At 67.8% G+C, this 15,192-nt stretch carries 12 protein-coding genes; 8 read left to right on the forward strand and 4 right to left on the reverse strand.

Annotation, left to right across the window (positions count from 1 at the left end):
• Position 1: 1 nt before the first annotated feature.
• The 5 genes from LGM42_RS19735 (at position 2) to LGM42_RS19755 (ending at position 6,524) form a co-directional block, all read left to right on the forward strand.
• Positions 2-1,327 carry an NAD(P)/FAD-dependent oxidoreductase gene (locus tag LGM42_RS19735; RefSeq protein WP_226232965.1) on the forward strand — a complete coding sequence of 442 codons (1,326 nt, stop codon included), beginning with the start codon at positions 2-4 and terminating at the stop codon, positions 1,325-1,327.
• A gap of 110 nt (positions 1,328-1,437) precedes the next feature.
• Positions 1,438-2,715 (forward strand): NAD(P)/FAD-dependent oxidoreductase, encoded by a 1,278-nt coding sequence (locus LGM42_RS19740; protein WP_226232966.1) that lies wholly within the window; start codon positions 1,438-1,440, stop codon positions 2,713-2,715.
• Positions 2,712-4,169 carry an aldehyde dehydrogenase family protein gene (locus LGM42_RS19745; protein WP_226232967.1) on the forward strand — a complete coding sequence of 486 codons (1,458 nt, stop codon included), beginning with the start codon at positions 2,712-2,714 and terminating at the stop codon, positions 4,167-4,169. Before LGM42_RS19740 ends, LGM42_RS19745 begins: the two co-directional genes overlap by 4 nt.
• Before the next feature lie 69 nt (positions 4,170-4,238).
• A complete protein-coding gene (locus LGM42_RS19750; protein ID WP_226232968.1) occupies positions 4,239-5,426 on the forward strand; it encodes a M20 aminoacylase family protein in 1,188 nt (395 codons plus the stop codon).
• Positions 5,427-5,621: 195 nt separating this feature from the next.
• Complete coding sequence (locus tag LGM42_RS19755) at positions 5,622-6,524, forward strand: GNAT family N-acetyltransferase (RefSeq protein ID WP_226232969.1); 903 nt, start codon at positions 5,622-5,624, stop codon at positions 6,522-6,524.
• 242 nt (positions 6,525-6,766) lie between these two features.
• Here LGM42_RS19755 and LGM42_RS19760 read toward each other — a convergent pair whose 3' ends face one another.
• Complete coding sequence (locus LGM42_RS19760; RefSeq protein WP_226232970.1) at positions 6,767-7,630, reverse strand: SDR family oxidoreductase; 864 nt, start codon at positions 7,628-7,630, stop codon at positions 6,767-6,769.
• 110 nt (positions 7,631-7,740) lie between these two features.
• Here LGM42_RS19760 and LGM42_RS19765 point away from each other — a divergent pair, with 110 nt between their 5' ends.
• Positions 7,741-8,640: a LysR family transcriptional regulator gene (locus tag LGM42_RS19765; RefSeq protein WP_060967027.1), complete on the forward strand. Its 900-nt coding sequence runs from the start codon at positions 7,741-7,743 to the stop codon at positions 8,638-8,640.
• Between the two features lie 77 nt (positions 8,641-8,717).
• On the opposite strand, the gene LGM42_RS19770 is transcribed toward LGM42_RS19765, so the two are convergent.
• Positions 8,718-10,238 (reverse strand): sensor domain-containing diguanylate cyclase, encoded by a 1,521-nt coding sequence (locus LGM42_RS19770; protein WP_226232971.1) that lies wholly within the window; start codon positions 10,236-10,238, stop codon positions 8,718-8,720.
• A 297-nt stretch (positions 10,239-10,535) separates the two neighbouring features.
• On the opposite strand from LGM42_RS19770, the gene LGM42_RS19775 reads away from it, so the two are divergent.
• Both LGM42_RS19775 and LGM42_RS19780 read left to right on the forward strand, forming a co-directional pair.
• Positions 10,536-11,831, forward strand: coding sequence for an MFS transporter (locus LGM42_RS19775; RefSeq protein ID WP_226232972.1), 1,296 nt, complete (start codon positions 10,536-10,538; stop codon positions 11,829-11,831).
• Positions 11,832-11,886: 55 nt separating this feature from the next.
• Complete coding sequence (locus tag LGM42_RS19780; protein WP_226232973.1) at positions 11,887-12,678, forward strand: substrate-binding domain-containing protein; 792 nt, start codon at positions 11,887-11,889, stop codon at positions 12,676-12,678.
• Positions 12,679-12,703: 25 nt separating this feature from the next.
• Here LGM42_RS19780 and dctA read toward each other — a convergent pair whose 3' ends face one another.
• Positions 12,704-14,032 (reverse strand): C4-dicarboxylate transporter DctA, encoded by a 1,329-nt coding sequence (gene dctA / locus LGM42_RS19785; RefSeq protein ID WP_059637453.1) that lies wholly within the window; start codon positions 14,030-14,032, stop codon positions 12,704-12,706.
• A gap of 34 nt (positions 14,033-14,066) precedes the next feature.
• Positions 14,067-14,990 (reverse strand): LysR family transcriptional regulator, encoded by a 924-nt coding sequence (locus tag LGM42_RS19790; RefSeq protein ID WP_226233001.1) that lies wholly within the window; start codon positions 14,988-14,990, stop codon positions 14,067-14,069.
• Positions 14,991-15,192: the final 202 nt, after the last annotated feature.

The raw sequence follows: 15,192 nt of genomic DNA on the forward strand, positions 1-15,192 counted from the left end.
CATGTCCCCTCCGCTGCGCCATATCGAAACCTTGTCCACGCCGCCGGCCGTGGCCGACGTCGTCGTGATCGGCGGCGGCATCATCGGCGTCTTCACCGCCTACTATCTGGCCCGCCGCGGGCTGTCGGTCGCGCTCGTCGAGAAAGGGCGCATCGGCGCCGAACAATCGAGCCGCAACTGGGGCTGGTGCCGGCAGCAGAACCGCGATGCGCGCGAGTTGCCGATGGCGAGCAAGAGCATCGATCTGTGGGAACGGTTCGCCGCCGAATCCGGAGAAGACACGGGCTTTCATCGCTGCGGGCTGCTGTATCTCAGCAACGACGAGGCCGAGCTGTCCCGCTGGGCCAGTTGGGGCGAATTCGCGAAGACCGCGGGTGTGACCACGTACATGCTCGACAGCAAGCAGGCCGCCGAGCGCGGACGGGCGACCGGGCGGCAGTGGAAGGGCGGCGTGTTCTCGCCGACCGACGGCACGGCCGACCCGGGCAAGGCCGCGCCGGCCGTAGCCGCCGCGCTGATGAAGCTGGGCGGCAGTGTCCATCAGTACTGCGCGGCGCGCGGCATCGAGCTCGAGGGCGGCCGCGTGGCCGGCGTCGTCACCGAGGCCGGCGTCATCAGGACGAGGACGGCCGTGATGGCCGGCGGCGCATGGGCGTCGTCGTTCTGCCGTCAGCTTGGCATCCGGTTTCCGCAGGCGTCGATCCGTCAGTCGATCCTGAGCGTGTCCCCCGTCGAAACGCCGCTGCCGGATGCGATGTACACGTCCGGCGTGTCGGTGACGCGTCGCAGTGACGGGCGCTACGCGCTGGCGATCAGCGGCCGCGCGCGCGTGGACCCGACGCCGCAGTTCCTGCGTTTCGCGCCGCAATTCGTGCCGATGTTCGCGAAGCGCTGGCGCAACCTGCTGCCGGGCGGTCTCGAAGGCGTGCGCGGCGGCCATGAAACGTTGAAGCGCTGGCGCCTCGATGCGCCGACGCCGATGGAAGCGGTGCGCATTCTCGACCCGAAGCCCGACATGCCGACGGTCGCCGAAACCTACCGCCGCGCGGCCGAACTGCTGCCGGAACTGCGCGAAGCGACGATCACGCATGCGTGGGCCGGCTTCGTCGACAGCACGCCGGACGGCGTGCCGGGCATCGGCGAAGTGCCGGGCGTGCCGGGGCTGATCCTCGCGGCGGGCTTTTCGGGGCACGGCTTCGGGATCGGGCCGGGCGCCGGGCACCTGATTGCCGATCTCGCGTCCGGCGCGCAGCCGTTCGTGGACCCGACGCCGTACCGGCCCGGCCGGTTCAGCGAGTCCGCGTGGGGCAAGGTCGCGGATTTCTAGTACAAGGCCGTCGCGCCGGTCCGGATCGCACGCGCGACCGGTCGGGGCGGCGAACGTTCGCCGGCTCGTCAGCGCGCGTGTGATGCGATGCGACAGCTTGGGAGTTCCAGATGCGTTTCAGTTCCTACTGGCTCGATACGTCGGAGCCATTCGTGAGCCGCTCGCCGGCGTTGCCCGGCGGAAGTTGCGACGTGGTGGTGGTGGGCGGCGGCATCACCGGTTCGGCCGCCGCGCTGGCGCTGGCCAAAAAAGGCGCGCGCGTGATCGTCTGCGAGGCGGGCACCGTCGGGCAGGCGGCATCGGGACGCAACGGCGGCATGTGCAACAACGGCTTCGCGCAGGATTACGCGTCGCTGTCGCAGCGCATCGGCACGGAGCTGGCCAACCGGCTCTATCTAGCGTTCGACGCGGGCGTCGACACGGTCGAACGGCTGGTCAGGGAGGAGTCGATCGATTGCGATTTCGCGCGCCGCGGCAAGCTGAAGCTCGCGGCGAAACCCGAGCACTACGACAAGCTCGTGCGCAGCCAGGCGCTGCTCGCGGCAAGCGTGGATCCCGACACGCGCATGGTCACGAAGGCCGAACTCCGCGACGAGATCGGTTCGAACCGTTATCACGGCGGGCTGCTTTTCGGCAAGAGTGCCGGGATGCATGTCGGCCGTTACGTGCGCGGGCTGGCGAGCGCCGCGCAAACCCGCGGCGCGCATATTCTCGAGCACGCGCCGGTGCTCGGCCTGAAGCGGCAAGCAGGCGGCGCCTACGCGGTGCACACGCCGCTCGGCGAGATCCGCGCGCGCCAGGTGCTGCTCGCGAGCGGTATTTCGCAGGTCGGGCCGTTCGGCTGGGTGCGCCGCCGGATCGTGCCGGTCGGCGCGTTCATCATCGTCACCGAGCCGTTGCCGAACGACCTGCTCGACCGCTTGCTGCCGACGCGGCGGATGGTCACCGACACGAAGAACTTCGTCAATTTCTTTCGTGTCACGCCCGACAACCGGATCCTGTTCGGCGGGCGCGCGCGGTTTGCCGCGTCGAACCCGCATTCCGACGCAAAGAGCGGGGCGATCCTGCGGCAGCAGATGGCCGCCGTGTTTCCCGAATTGGCCGACGTACGCATCGACTACTGCTGGGGCGGAATGGTCGACATGACGGCCAACCGGCTGCCGCGCGCGGGCGAGCGCGACGGCGTTTACTACTCGATGGGCTATAGCGGCCACGGCACGCACATGGCCACGCTGATGGGCACGCTGATGGCGGAGATCATGGACGGACGCGCGGAGCTGAACCCGTGGAAGGGTTTCGACTGGCCCGCGATTCCGGGCCACTTCGGCAAACCGTGGTTCTTGCCGTTCGTCGGCGCGTGGTATCGACTCAAGGACACTCTGCAATGAATTCCCCAGTTGTTCACCTGATGCAAGCTGGCAGGCTCGATCGCTTTTTCATCGACGGCGATTGGGTGCAGCCCGACGGCAGCGACCGGTTCGCGGTCGTCAGCCCGTCGACTGAAGACACGCTGTGCGAGATTCCGCTCGGCAGCGCGCGCGACGCCGACCGCGCGGTGCAGGCCGCGCGCCGCGCGTTCGAACGCTGGTCCGCGACGTCACCGCAGGAACGCGCGGCGCTGCTCGATCGTATCCATGCGTTGATGCTGGCGCGCGCCGAGCTGTTCGCCACGGCGCTCGCGCTGGAGATGGGCGCGCCGATCGGCTACGCACGCGGCGCGCATGTGCCGCTCGCGGCTGAACATATCCGCGTCGCACGCGACAACCTCGCGCGCTACCCGTTCGTCGAGCGGCGCGGGACGACCGCGGTCGCGCGCGAGCCGATCGGCGTGTGCGCGCTGATCACGCCGTGGAACTGGCCGATCTACCAGATCACCGCGAAGGTCGGGCCGGCGCTCGCCGCAGGCTGCACGGTGGTGCTGAAGCCGAGCGAGCTGTCGCCGCTCAGCGCGCTGCTGTTCGCGGAAGTGATTGCCGACGCGGGCGTGCCCGCCGGCGTATTCAACCTCGTGAGCGGCAGCGGCGAAACGGTGGGCGCCGCGCTTTCGTCGCATCCGGAAGTCGACATGGTGTCGATCACCGGTTCGACGCGCGCCGGCGTGCTCGTCGCGCAGGCGGCCGCGCCGACCGTCAAGCGCGTCGCGCAGGAGCTGGGCGGCAAGTCGCCGAACCTCGTGTTGCCGGATGCCGATTTGCAGCGCGCGGTGCCGCCGGGCGTCGCCGCCGCGTTCCGGAACATGGGCCAGTCGTGCAGTGCGCCGACCCGCATGATCGTGCCGCGCGACGCGCTCGGCGAGGTCGAGGCGCTGGCCGTCGCGACCGCGCAAACACTCATTGTCGGCGATCCGTTCGACGAGGCAACGACGCACGGGCCGCTCGCCAATCGCGCGCAGTTCGGACGGGTCGCGCAGATGATCGACGTGGGCATCGACGAACGCGCGAAGCTGATCGCCGGCGGCCCCGGCCGGCCCGCGGGTTTCGACAAGGGCTTCTATACGCGGCCGACGATTTTCTCGGAGGTGCGCACCGACATGGCGATCGCGCAGCAGGAGATCTTCGGCCCGGTCCTCGCGATCCTGCCTTACGACACCGTCGACGAAGCGATCGCCATCGCGAACGACACCGTGTACGGGCTCGGCGCGCACGTGCAGGGCACCGACATGGAGCGGGTGCGCGCGGTGGCCGGACGGATCCGTGCGGGGCAGGTGCACCTGAACTATCCGGCATGGGATCCTCAAGCACCGTTCGGCGGATACAAGCAGTCGGGCAACGGCCGCGAGTACGGGATCGAAGGGATGGAGGAGTATATGGAAGTCAAGTCGATCGTCGGCTTTTACGATTGACGCAGCCGCTGCGCGCGATTCGCGCCGGCAGTACAGTGGGAAGCCCGTTACATTCCGAAGGTGCCGAAATTGGACAACCCCGTCATCTCCGACTCATCGCTGCAAACGCATCACGCGCACTGGGCGAAGCTGCGCCGCGACCTGCATGCGCATCCCGAGTTGCGATTCGAAGAACATCGGACGGCCGACGTCGTCGCCCGCGAGCTCGAGGCGCTCGGCTATGCGGTATCGCGCGGGCTGGGCGGCACGGGCGTGGTCGCGAGCCTGCCCGGTGCGGACCCGCGCCGCGGCATCGTGCTGCGCGCCGATCTGGACGCATTGCCGATTCACGAAGCCAACGACTTCGCGCATGCGTCGTGCACGCACGGGATCATGCATGCGTGCGGCCATGACGGTCATACCGTGATGCTGCTCGGCGCCGCACGGGTGCTGAAGACGCTGCCGCAGTTGCCGGGCACCGTCCATTTCGTGTTTCAGCCGGGCGAAGAGGGCGGCGCGGGCGCGCGCAGGATGATCGACGACGGCCTGTTCGAGCAATACCCGACGGAAGCGGTATTCGGCATGCACAACTGGCCCGGGTTGCCGGCCGGGCATTTCGGGTTGCGCACGGGCCCGATCATGGCCGCGGGCTCGCGCTTCAGGATCACGGTGACGGGCAAGGGCGCGCACGCGGCGCAGCCGCATCTGGGCATCGATCCGGTGCCGCTCGCATGCTCGATGGTGCTGCAGTGTCAGACCATTGCCGCGCGGCACAAGGATCCCGTCGACCCGGCGGTCATTTCCGTGTGCATGTTCCATGCGGGCACGACGGACAACGTGATTCCCGACACCGCCGAGCTGCGCGGCACGATCCGCACGCTGTCGTCGGCATTGCAGCAGAAGCTGCAGCGCGACGTCCGGCTCGCGTGCGAAGGGCTCGCGGGCGCCTACGGCGCGCAGGTCGACGTGGAGTTTTTCCAGTACTACCCGGCGACGGTCAACACGCCGGCCGAGACGGCGCTGTGCGAAGCGGTGATTCGCGATACGTTCGGCGACGAACGCCTGTCCGCCAACGTGCCGCCGAACATGACGTCCGAAGACTTCGGCTTCATGCTGGAGGAGCGGCCGGGCGCTTACGTGTTGATCGGCAATGCGCAGGACGGCACGAGCGCACCGGCGCTGCATCATCCGAAATACGACTTCAACGATGACATCATTCCGGCCGGCGTCCGGTACTGGGTCGCGCTGGCGCAGCATTATTTCACGCGATCGCCGTGATGCGTCGGAGTGGCGTTGACACCGGCTGAGTTTGGGTCGATCGGGCGTCAGGTCCGGGAACGGCGTGCTTCCTGATCGTCGTGCACTCATGCCAGCCCGGGAGCGCCGTGCAATTTTTAGCCGCTTCGATGTCATCGCCGTGCATTTATATGATGTGCCGTGTCGCACAACGACACTATTTGAAAGGATTGCTGAATGAACCACGAACATGAAGTGAAGGAGCACGGCGCGACGTCGGCGCTTCGCTACCGCAGATTCACAGCGGCGGACGTCCCCGCCGCCCATGCTCTTTCCATGGCGCTTCGCTGGCCGTTCCGGGCGGAAGACTGGCAGTTTTCCGCGGAAACGTCGGTCGCGTTCGCGGCCGAGGAAAACGGCGAGGTCATCGGCACGGCGATGTGCTGGAAGTACGGTGCGGATCGCGCGGCGATCGGGCATGTGATCGTCTCCGACGCGCATCAGGGCCGAGGCATCGGCCGCAAACTGATGGAAACGCTGCTCGACGAACTCGGGCCGCGCATCACGTTTCTGCACGCGACGCCGGCCGGTCGGCCGCTCTACGAGAAACTGGGGTTCACCGTGTGCGGGTCGCTAGGCCAATATCAGGGGAACGTCGATCGGCCTGCCGCCGTTGTCGTGCCCGACGGCGAGCGGCTGCGTGCCGGATCGCCGGCCGACTGGCCGCGCCTGGTCGAACTCGCCACGCGTGCGTCCGGCCTCGAGCGCGAGGCGCTGTTGTCCGCATTGCAGAAGCGGGGAGAAAGCGTCGTGCTCGAACGTGACGGCGAGGTCGTCGGGTTTTCGGTGCTGCGGCGCTTCGGTCGCGGTGACGTGATCGGTCCGGTGGTCGCGCCGCGTTCGAGCGACGATGCGCGTGCGAAGGCGCTGATCGGCTATTGGCTGACGAAACGAGACGGTGAATTCGTTCGCATCGATGTGCCTGACGGGAGCAGTTTGCCGGACTGGTTGAGCGAACAGGGACTGAAGCACGTGGATACCTGTTCGAAGATGGTTCGCAACGCGCCGGCCGCGGCACACGAGGGCGCGGCCGACCCGATCTACGGACTGTACGGGCTCGTCAGTCAGGCGATGTTGTAGGCCATCGGCCGGATAGGCGATCGTGGCGGCAGGCGGGAACAACCGATTGTATCGACGCCGCCGCTTCGCTGCCCGACATCCGAATGCCGGGCCATCCGGTACGTGTTCCGCGCTGCCGCTGAGCGATCGCCGTCGCCGGCGGCGGCACGGCGATCGCGGCGAACCGGTCGCGCGCGATGCCGGTTCAACCGCCTGGCGACCGCCTGCACTCCCGCACGGAGCATGAAGGCGCGGCATCGCGTTCAACGCAGCAGCACGGCCACGAAGGCGCGATACGTCCTCAGCGGGCGGCCGAGGATCGCGGTCAGCCGCTCGACGTCGCCGGCCTCCGGCACCATCCCGTCGCTGACGTAGCGTTCGGCCATCAGCCGCATTTCGTACGCCATCCATTTCGGCATGAACTGCGCCAGATTGCGTTCGAACGGTGTCGGATCGTCGCCGCCATAGGCAACGGCGCGGCCCAGCGTGTCCGACCAGATCGATGCCAGTTGTTCGCCCGTCAGCGTGTCGGGCCCGACGAGGTTGATGGTCTCGAGCGGCAGCTTGCCCGGCGCGTCGTTGCGACGGATCAGCTCGATCGCCGCGACTTCCGCGATGTCGCGCACGTCGACCATCGCGACGCCCTTGCCGCCGATCGGCATCGGGTAGACGCCGTGGCCGACGATCACGTCCTTGACCATCGATTCGTTGTCCATGAAATACGCAGGCCGCAGGATCGTCGCGCTGAAGCCCATTCGCTCGATCATCCGCTCGGCGCCGGACTTCACCGCGAAGTGCGGCACGTTCACGAAGCGGTCGGCGTGGAGCACCGACAGATAGACGACGCGCTCGATACCCGCTTCGCGGGCGAGGTTCAGCGCGATCAGCGCCTGCGTGAATTCGTCGCCCGCCACGCCGTTGAGCAGGAACAGCGTGCGGACGCCGGAGAGCGCCGTACGAAGCGCGTCGACGTCGAGCATGTCGCCCTGCATGACGGTCACGGCCGCCGGAAAATCGGCCTTGGCCGGATCGCGCACCAGCACGCGCACGTCGGCGCCGCGATCGACGAGTTGATGGACGACCTGGCGGCCCACGCGGCCGGTGGCGCCGGTAACGAGAATGGTCATGATGTTCGCTCCTGAGATAACGATAGGGTTGACTGCCCACGTAAGTTAAGTGATCCACATGCGATCCGGAAGATGTGATAAATAGACGTATCGTCTCACTGGTGGAACACATGGACCTGCTTGCACTCGCCGATTTCAATCTCGTCGCCCGCCATGGCAGCTTCGGGGAGGCCGCGCGGGTGGCCGATCGCCCGAAAGCGACGCTGTCGCGCCGCGTCGCGGAACTGGAGAACAGTCTGTCGCTGCGTCTGTTCGAGCGCGGCTCGCGCGGCGTGAAACTCACGCAGGAAGGGCGCGCGCTCTACGAGCGGACAGGCGCGCTGCTCGCGGAACTCGCCGACAGCGCGTCGGCCATTGCAGCGGGAAGCGAACGGCCGCGTGGCCGGCTGCGCATCAGCGCGCCGATGGTCTTTTCCCAGTTCGCGATGGGGCGGCTCGTGGCGACGTTCGCGCTGAAATACCCTGACGTCCGGCTGGAGGTGACGACCGAAGACCGGCCCGTCGACATGATCGAGGAGGGCTACGACCTCGTGATCCGCGTGAACCCGGCCGCTGACGAAAGCCTGATCGGGCGCGTGTTCCTGCGCGACCGGCTGGTCGTCGTCGCGCGGCCCGAGCTGGCGCGGCCGAGCGGCGACGCGCCCGCACCGGCCGTGGTTCGCGGCACAAGCGACGGCCCTGCGGCATGGGAGGTCGCGGGCCCGGACGGTACGGCGCGCATACCGGTCGAACCCGTGGCGCGGCTGTCGTCGCTGAGCATGGTGCGCGATACGGTCCGCCTCGGCTTGGGCGCCGCGTGCCTGCCGGTGTCGCTCGTGAGCCGCGACCTGGCGGCCGGCACACTCGTCAGTTGGGGCGACGTGCCGGGGCCCGATATCGCGCTGTGGGCGTTGTATCCGTCCAGACGGTTGTTGAGCGCGCGCGTTTCCGCGTTTCTCGATCACCTGAAGGAGGCGTTTCCTTCAGGCAAGCCGGAAGAACTGGCTGCGTATATCGAACCGGGGCAGTGAAACGGGCGCGGCAGCGCACGCGCGTCGCGATGTCGTGAGCCAGATGCCGTCGCCCTTTCGGAATCGAACCGGCGCTTTCACGCCGGCTGCGCGACCGGCTCCGCCTGCGCACGGCACACACGATTCCTGCCTTCGCGCTTCGCGCGATAGAGCGCCATGTCCGCCTGATGCGACAGCGCGTGCACGGTTGTGGGGCGTGCGCGATGGCCGGTCGCACAGCCGATGCTGACGGTAAAGGGCGGCACCGCATCCGCAAACCCGTCGAGCCGGTTGCGTTCCACCTCGCGGCGAATCGCCTCCGCGACCTGCGCCGCGCCGGTTTCGTCCGTATCGGGCAACACCGCGACGAACTCCTCGCCGCCGTAGCGCGCGGCGAGGTCGCCGCGCCGCCGCGTATGCGCGCGGATGCATTCGGCGAGAAAGCGCAGCGCGGTGTCACCCACTGCGTGCCCATGCCGGTCGTTGTACTGCTTGAAGTGATCGGCATCGATGAACAGCAGCGAGAGACTGCCGTCGCCGCCCCGTTGCAGCCGCTCCCATTCGTCGGCCAGCGCGGTATCGAGCGCGCGGCGATTGTGCAGCCCCGTGAGCGGATCGGTCCGCGTGAGCTCGGTCAGCAGCGTCTGCTTGCGCAGGTTGTCGCGCAATGCGAACGCCAGCAGCCAGACCACCGCGCAGAACAGCGTGCTGATCACGATGGCCGACACGCCGACCGTCCACGATAGACGACGGATGCCGGCCAGCACGTCGTGTTCGGCCGGCGCGACGACCGCGATCAGCGGCGTGCCCGGTATCCGCTGGTACGTATACAGGCGCACGACGCCGTCGATGCTCGAACGGGCGGGATAGAAGCCCGATTCGCTGTTCACCATCCGCTTGAACGATTTCGAGCGACGCAGGAGGTTCATCTGGCCGTCGTTCAATGACGGGTTTCTCGCGAGGATCGTGCCGTCCGCGCGCACGATCGCGCTGACCCCGTTTGGGCCGACGTCGAGCCGGGACAGGAGCTGCTCGAAGTAAGCGAGATCGATCGCGACGACCGCGATCCCGTCGAACGCATGATCGGGCCGCTCGATGCGCCGCGACAGCGCGATCGACTCCTTGCCGCCGCGCGAGCGTGCGCGATAGGGCTGGGACACGTAGAGGCCGACGTTGTCCGCATCGCGATGGACCTTGAAGTAGTCGCGATCGCCGAAGTCCCACTGCCGGGTCGCGCCGCAGCACCCGTCGATCAGCCGGCCGCGCCTGTCGGTCACGCCCATGCCGGTCACGTATTGCGCCGCGGTGCGCTCGAACAGCAGGTCGTGCCGCAACCCCGCGTCCATGCGCTGCACGGCCGGTTGGCCGAGATTGGCAGCCAGCGCGATCAGCGCGTTGTTCGACGTTTCGACCGTCCGCGCGATCTGGCTCGCGAGCACGGCCGCGACGTTGCGCGACGTCTCGTGCGCGTGCACGACGACTTCGCTGCGCGCGGCCCACAGCGTCACCGCGCTGATCCCGAGCGCCGCGAGCGACATCAGCGTGCCCAACGCGCCGACGACGAGCGGGTGGCGTCCGGCCCAGTCGGCGATTTTCTCGATCGAAGTGAAGGCGGGCATGCTCGCGTGCGGTTTCCGATGCCGGCTGCAATTGCGCCGGGCAAATCCGGGTTAACGGCACGGGTAACGGAAAATCGAGGCCGACATGGCCGCCGGTGGACGGCCGCGGCATCGCGAGACGCGGCGGCGCGTGCGGCCACTCCCGGAGCGGTGGAGATTCCGGTCGATTGATAACCATATCGCATCAATCATTCCGAAAATCGCACTTATCGTTTCATCAATACCGCGCCAACATGCCGGAAAACGACAATCGACCCGCCCCTCCCGCGTATTCCAGGATTTTCAGGAGACACCCCGATGCATCCCTCGTCCAGCCTTCCGGCCGAACGTTCGAAGGCCGCCGCGATCTTTCGCGTCACGGCCGGCAATTTTCTCGAGCAGTTCGACTTCTTCCTGTTCGGCTTCTACGCCACGCAGATCGCCAACGTCTTCTTTCCCGCGCAAAGCGAATTCGCGTCGTTGATGATGACCTTCGCCGTGTTCGGCGCCGGCTTCCTGATGCGGCCGCTGGGCGCCATCGTGCTGGGCGCGTACATCGACGAGGTCGGCCGCCGCAAGGGCCTGATCGTCACGCTGTCCATCATGGCGAGCGGCACCATCCTGATCGCGTTCGTGCCGGGCTACGCGACGATCGGCCTGCTCGCGCCCGTGCTCGTGCTGATCGGCCGGCTGCTGCAGGGCTTCTCCGCGGGCGCCGAACTCGGCGGCGTATCGGTCTATCTCGCCGAGCTGGCGACGCCGGGCCGCAAGGGCTTCTTCACGAGCTGGCAATCGGCGAGCCAGCAGGTGGCGATCGTCGTCGCCGCGGGCCTCGGCTTCGCGCTCAATCAGTCGCTGAGCGCGACGCAGATCGCCACCTGGGGATGGCGCGTGCCGTTCTTCGTCGGCTGCATGATCGTGCCGTTCATCTTCATGCTGCGCCGCAACCTGGAGGAAACCCGGGAATTCAAGGCGCGCAAGCATCGCCCGGGCATGAAGGAAGTGTTCGGCACGCTGGTCCAGAACTGGGGCGTCGTGATCGCCGGCATGATGCTGGTCGCGATGACCACCACGAGCTTCTACCTGATCACCGTCTATGCACCGACCTTCGGCAAGACGGTGCTGCATCTGAGCACCGCCGACAGCCTGCTCGTGACGCTCTGCGTCGGCGTGTCGAACTTCGTGTGGCTGCCGATCGGCGGGGCGCTGTCCGACCGGATCGGCCGCCGGCCGCTGCTGGTCGGCATGACGATGCTCGCCGTCGTGACCGCCTACCCGGCGCTGTCGTTCCTCGCTCACGCGCCGTCGTTCGCGAACATGCTGCTCGTCCTGCTCTGGCTGTCGTTCATGTACGGCATCTATAACGGTGCGATGGTCGTCGCGCTCACCGAAGTGATGCCGGTGCAGGTGCGCGTCGCGGGCTTCTCGCTCGCGTACAGCCTCGCGACGGCCGTGTTCGGCGGCTTCACGCCGGCCATTTCGACCGGGCTCATTCACATGACGGGCGACAAGGCCGCACCGGGCTACTGGATGAGCTTCGCCGCGGTGTGCGCGCTGCTCGCGACGTTCGCGCTCTATCGTCGCCGCGCGGCGACGTTGACGCCCGCGCATTGACGTCCCGCTCATCCGGAACGTTCACTCGTACCCACGAATCCGCACGACCACGACCATGAGAAATCCGTTTCTGAAATTCTGCGCGACCGCGCTCGTCGCCACCGCGGCGGTGGCGGCCAACGTCCACAACGTACAGGCCGCCGAACTGCACGTGATGAGCTCGGGCGGCTTCACCGCCGCCTACAAGGTGCTCGGCCCCCGGTTCGCGTCCACGTCGGGCAACACGCTCGCGACCGCGCTCGGCCCGTCGATGGGCAAGTCGCCCGAAGCGATTCCGAACCGGCTCGCGCGCGGCGAGCCCGCCGACGCCGTGATCATGGTCGGCTACGCGCTGGACGACCTGATCAAGCAAGGCAAGGTCATCCCCGAATCCCGCGTCGAGCTGGCCGATTCGCGCATCGGCATGGTCGTGCGCGACGGCGCGGCGAAACCCGACATCAGCACCGCCGACGGCCTCAAGCAGGTGCTGCTGCACGCGAAATCGATCGCCTATTCGGACAGCGCGAGCGGCGTGTACGTCGAGCGCGAGCTGTTCAGGAAGCTCGGCATCGAGGAGCAGGTGAAGTCGAAGGCGAAGATGATTCCGCGGATTCCGGTGGCGTCGGTCGTCGCGAACGGCGACTACGAAATCGGCTTCCAGCAGGTCAGCGAGCTGCTGCCCGTCAAGGGCGCGACCTTCGTCGGCAAGATTCCCGAATCGCTGCAGTCCGTCACGCGCTTCGCCGCAGGCATCCCGGTCGGCGCGCAGCACCCGCGGGAAGCGAAGGCGCTGCTCGACTATCTTGCGTCGCCCGACGTGCAGGCCGACGTGAAAGCGACCGGCCTGGATTCCGTTTCCGCACATTGAGCCCGATCGACGGCAAGGCTTGGCGTCAGACCGCCTTCCCGTCACCGCCGCCGTTGGCGGCGGCAGCGTCTTCATCGGCGGCGTCCGCCGACGCCGGCCCGGCCACGGCGAGCCGCCGCACCAGCCGCGTACGATCACACGCGCCTTCCCACGACGACACGAAAATCACCGCGCACGCATTGCTGATCACGCTGGTCAGCGCGCGCGCCTCCGACATGAAGCGATCGATGCCGACCAGCAGCGCGACGCCGGCGACGGGCAGGTCGGGCATCACGGCAAGCGTCGCGACCAGCGCCACGAGCCCGCTGCCGGACACGCCGGCCGCTCCCTTGGACGTGAGCAGCATGATCGCGAGCATCGTCGCGATCTGCGGCGCGGAAAGCGGGATGTCGCACGCCTGCGCGATGAACAATGCCGCGAGCGTCAGATAGATCGCGGTACCGTCCAGATTGAACGAATAGCCGGCCGGCAGCACGAGCCCCACCACGCCCTTGTCGCAGCCGAGCGCTTCCAGCTTGACGATCAGGCGCGGCAGGACCGGCTCCGTGGACGAGGTCGCGAGGACGATCAGCAACTCCTCGCGCAGGTAGCGCAGGAGCCGCCACAGCGCGAAGCCGTGCAGCCGCGCGAGCGGCGCGAGCACCAGCGCGACGAACAGCACGCAGGCCACGTAGAAGCACACCATCAGCTTCGCGAGCGAGCCGACCGAGCCGATGCCGAAGCGGCCCACCGTGAACGCCATCGCGCCGAATGCGCCGAGCGGCGCGAGCCGCATGATCATCGCCAGCACGCGAAAGACGACCTGGGCGATGCCGTCGATCAGCGCAAGAACGGGCCGGGCGGCGCGCGGGTGCGCATTCAGCGAGAAACCGAACAACAGCGACAGCAGCAGCACCGGCAACACTTCGCCGGTCGCGAATGCGCCGAGCATCGTGTCCGGAATCACGCCGAGCGCGAACGCCACGAGGCTGCGTGGCTCCGCATGCCTCGCATACGGCGCCAGGATGCTCGCATCCAGATGATGAACGTCGATGTGCATGCCGGCGCCCGGTTGCAGCACGTACGCGGCGGCGAGCCCGAACGCGAGCGCGGCGGCCGTCAACAGATAGAAGAGGGCGAGCGCCCGCACGATCGTGCGGCCGATGGCCCGCCCGTCCGACAACGACGTGATGCCCGACACGATCGTGCAAAAGACGATCGGGGCGATGGTCATCTTCACGAGCGCGACGAACGCGTCGCTGAGCGGCTTGAACATCGCGCCTGCGGCCGGCCACGCGTGACCGATGCCGATGCCGAGCATCATCGCGAGCAGGACCTGCACGTAGAGCGATTTGAACAGCCGGGCCCACCTCACGATGCCGTCTTCCTTCGTTTGCGTGCCGTCGTCGTCATGCCGATGTGCCGTTGCCGGCGGCGCCGCCGCGCTTCGCGTCGACGATCATCCGGTGAAACGCCTCGGCGGCCGGCGTCAGCGAGCGCCCGCGCCGTTTGACGATGCCCACGCGCCGTTTCACCGCCGGCTCGACGAGCGGCACGCTCGTGAGGACAGGGTGGTCATGCCCCGGCATCGCCATCGACGGCACCGCGGCGACGCCGAGCCCCGCCTCGATCAGGCCGAGCAGGGTCGTGACGTGGCGCGCCTCGCACACGCTCGGCTTACGCGGCGCGACGGCCGCCAGCGCCTGGTCGAGCAGCAGGCGGTTACCGGAAGTCTTGTCCACCGACACGTAATCGTGCTCGTAGAGTTCGGTCCAGGTCACGCGCTTCCGGCGCGCGAGCGGGTGGTCGCGACGACAGGCGGCGACGAACCGTTCCTGGAGCAACACCTTGAACTCGATCTCGGCCTCCTGGCTGCCGAGAAAGCTCACGCCGAAATCCGCCTCGCCGCTGATGACGGCGCCCAGCACGTCGTTCGCGCTGGCGTCGAGCAGTTTCACCCGGATGCGCGGAAAGCGCTGATGATAGCGGGCGATGATGGGCGGCAGGAAGTAGTAGGCGACCGACGGCACGCAGGCGATCGTCACATGGCCCAGGCGGCTCGACGACACGTCGCGGATGCCGAGCAGCGCGGCGTCGAGATCGTCGAGCAGTTGTTCGGCGCTCTGCGCGAACACGCGGCCGACGGTGGTGAGCGCGACGCGGCGCGTGGTGCGCTCGAAGAGCCGCACGCCGAGCGCGTCTTCGAGCTTGTCGATCCGGCGGCTCAACGCAGGCTGGGAAAGGTTGACCGCATCGGCGGCCTTGCGGAAACTGCCCGTTTCCACCACCGCGCGAAACGCCTGCAAGTCCGTCAAATCGAAGTTGATGCTCACGGGTGAATCTCCGCCACTCAGGATGCGCAGCATTTTGCATGATTCCGCCGGCATCATGCGTGCGGCGTCGTCCGTGCGGCGGCGATCGCGCGGCGCGGGGTGCCGCCGGGCCGGTCACGATGCCGAGGGCCGCGCCGCGAATCGATCGTTCCGCGCCGCTTCCTGATGTACCGTATCGCTTTTGGCCGGGCAATGCTTCGGC

The organism is Burkholderia sp. AU39826, from assembly GCF_020419965.1.
GTDB lineage: Bacteria > Pseudomonadota > Gammaproteobacteria > Burkholderiales > Burkholderiaceae > Burkholderia > Burkholderia semiarida.

Coding starts and splice junctions, on each gene's coding strand:
- LGM42_RS19745 (WP_226232967.1), top strand. CDS start 2,712: ATGAATTCCCCAGTTGTTCACCTGATGCAAGCTGGCAGGCTCGATCGC.
- LGM42_RS19740 (WP_226232966.1), top strand. CDS start 1,438: ATGCGTTTCAGTTCCTACTGGCTCGATACGTCGGAGCCATTCGTGAGC.
- LGM42_RS19765 (WP_060967027.1), top strand. CDS start 7,741: ATGGACCTGCTTGCACTCGCCGATTTCAATCTCGTCGCCCGCCATGGC.
- LGM42_RS19735 (WP_226232965.1), top strand. CDS start 2: ATGTCCCCTCCGCTGCGCCATATCGAAACCTTGTCCACGCCGCCGGCC.
- LGM42_RS19755 (WP_226232969.1), top strand. CDS start 5,622: ATGAACCACGAACATGAAGTGAAGGAGCACGGCGCGACGTCGGCGCTT.
- LGM42_RS19770 (WP_226232971.1), bottom strand. CDS start 10,238: ATGCCCGCCTTCACTTCGATCGAGAAAATCGCCGACTGGGCCGGACGC.
- LGM42_RS19780 (WP_226232973.1), top strand. CDS start 11,887: ATGAGAAATCCGTTTCTGAAATTCTGCGCGACCGCGCTCGTCGCCACC.
- LGM42_RS19775 (WP_226232972.1), top strand. CDS start 10,536: ATGCATCCCTCGTCCAGCCTTCCGGCCGAACGTTCGAAGGCCGCCGCG.
- LGM42_RS19760 (WP_226232970.1), bottom strand. CDS start 7,630: ATGACCATTCTCGTTACCGGCGCCACCGGCCGCGTGGGCCGCCAGGTC.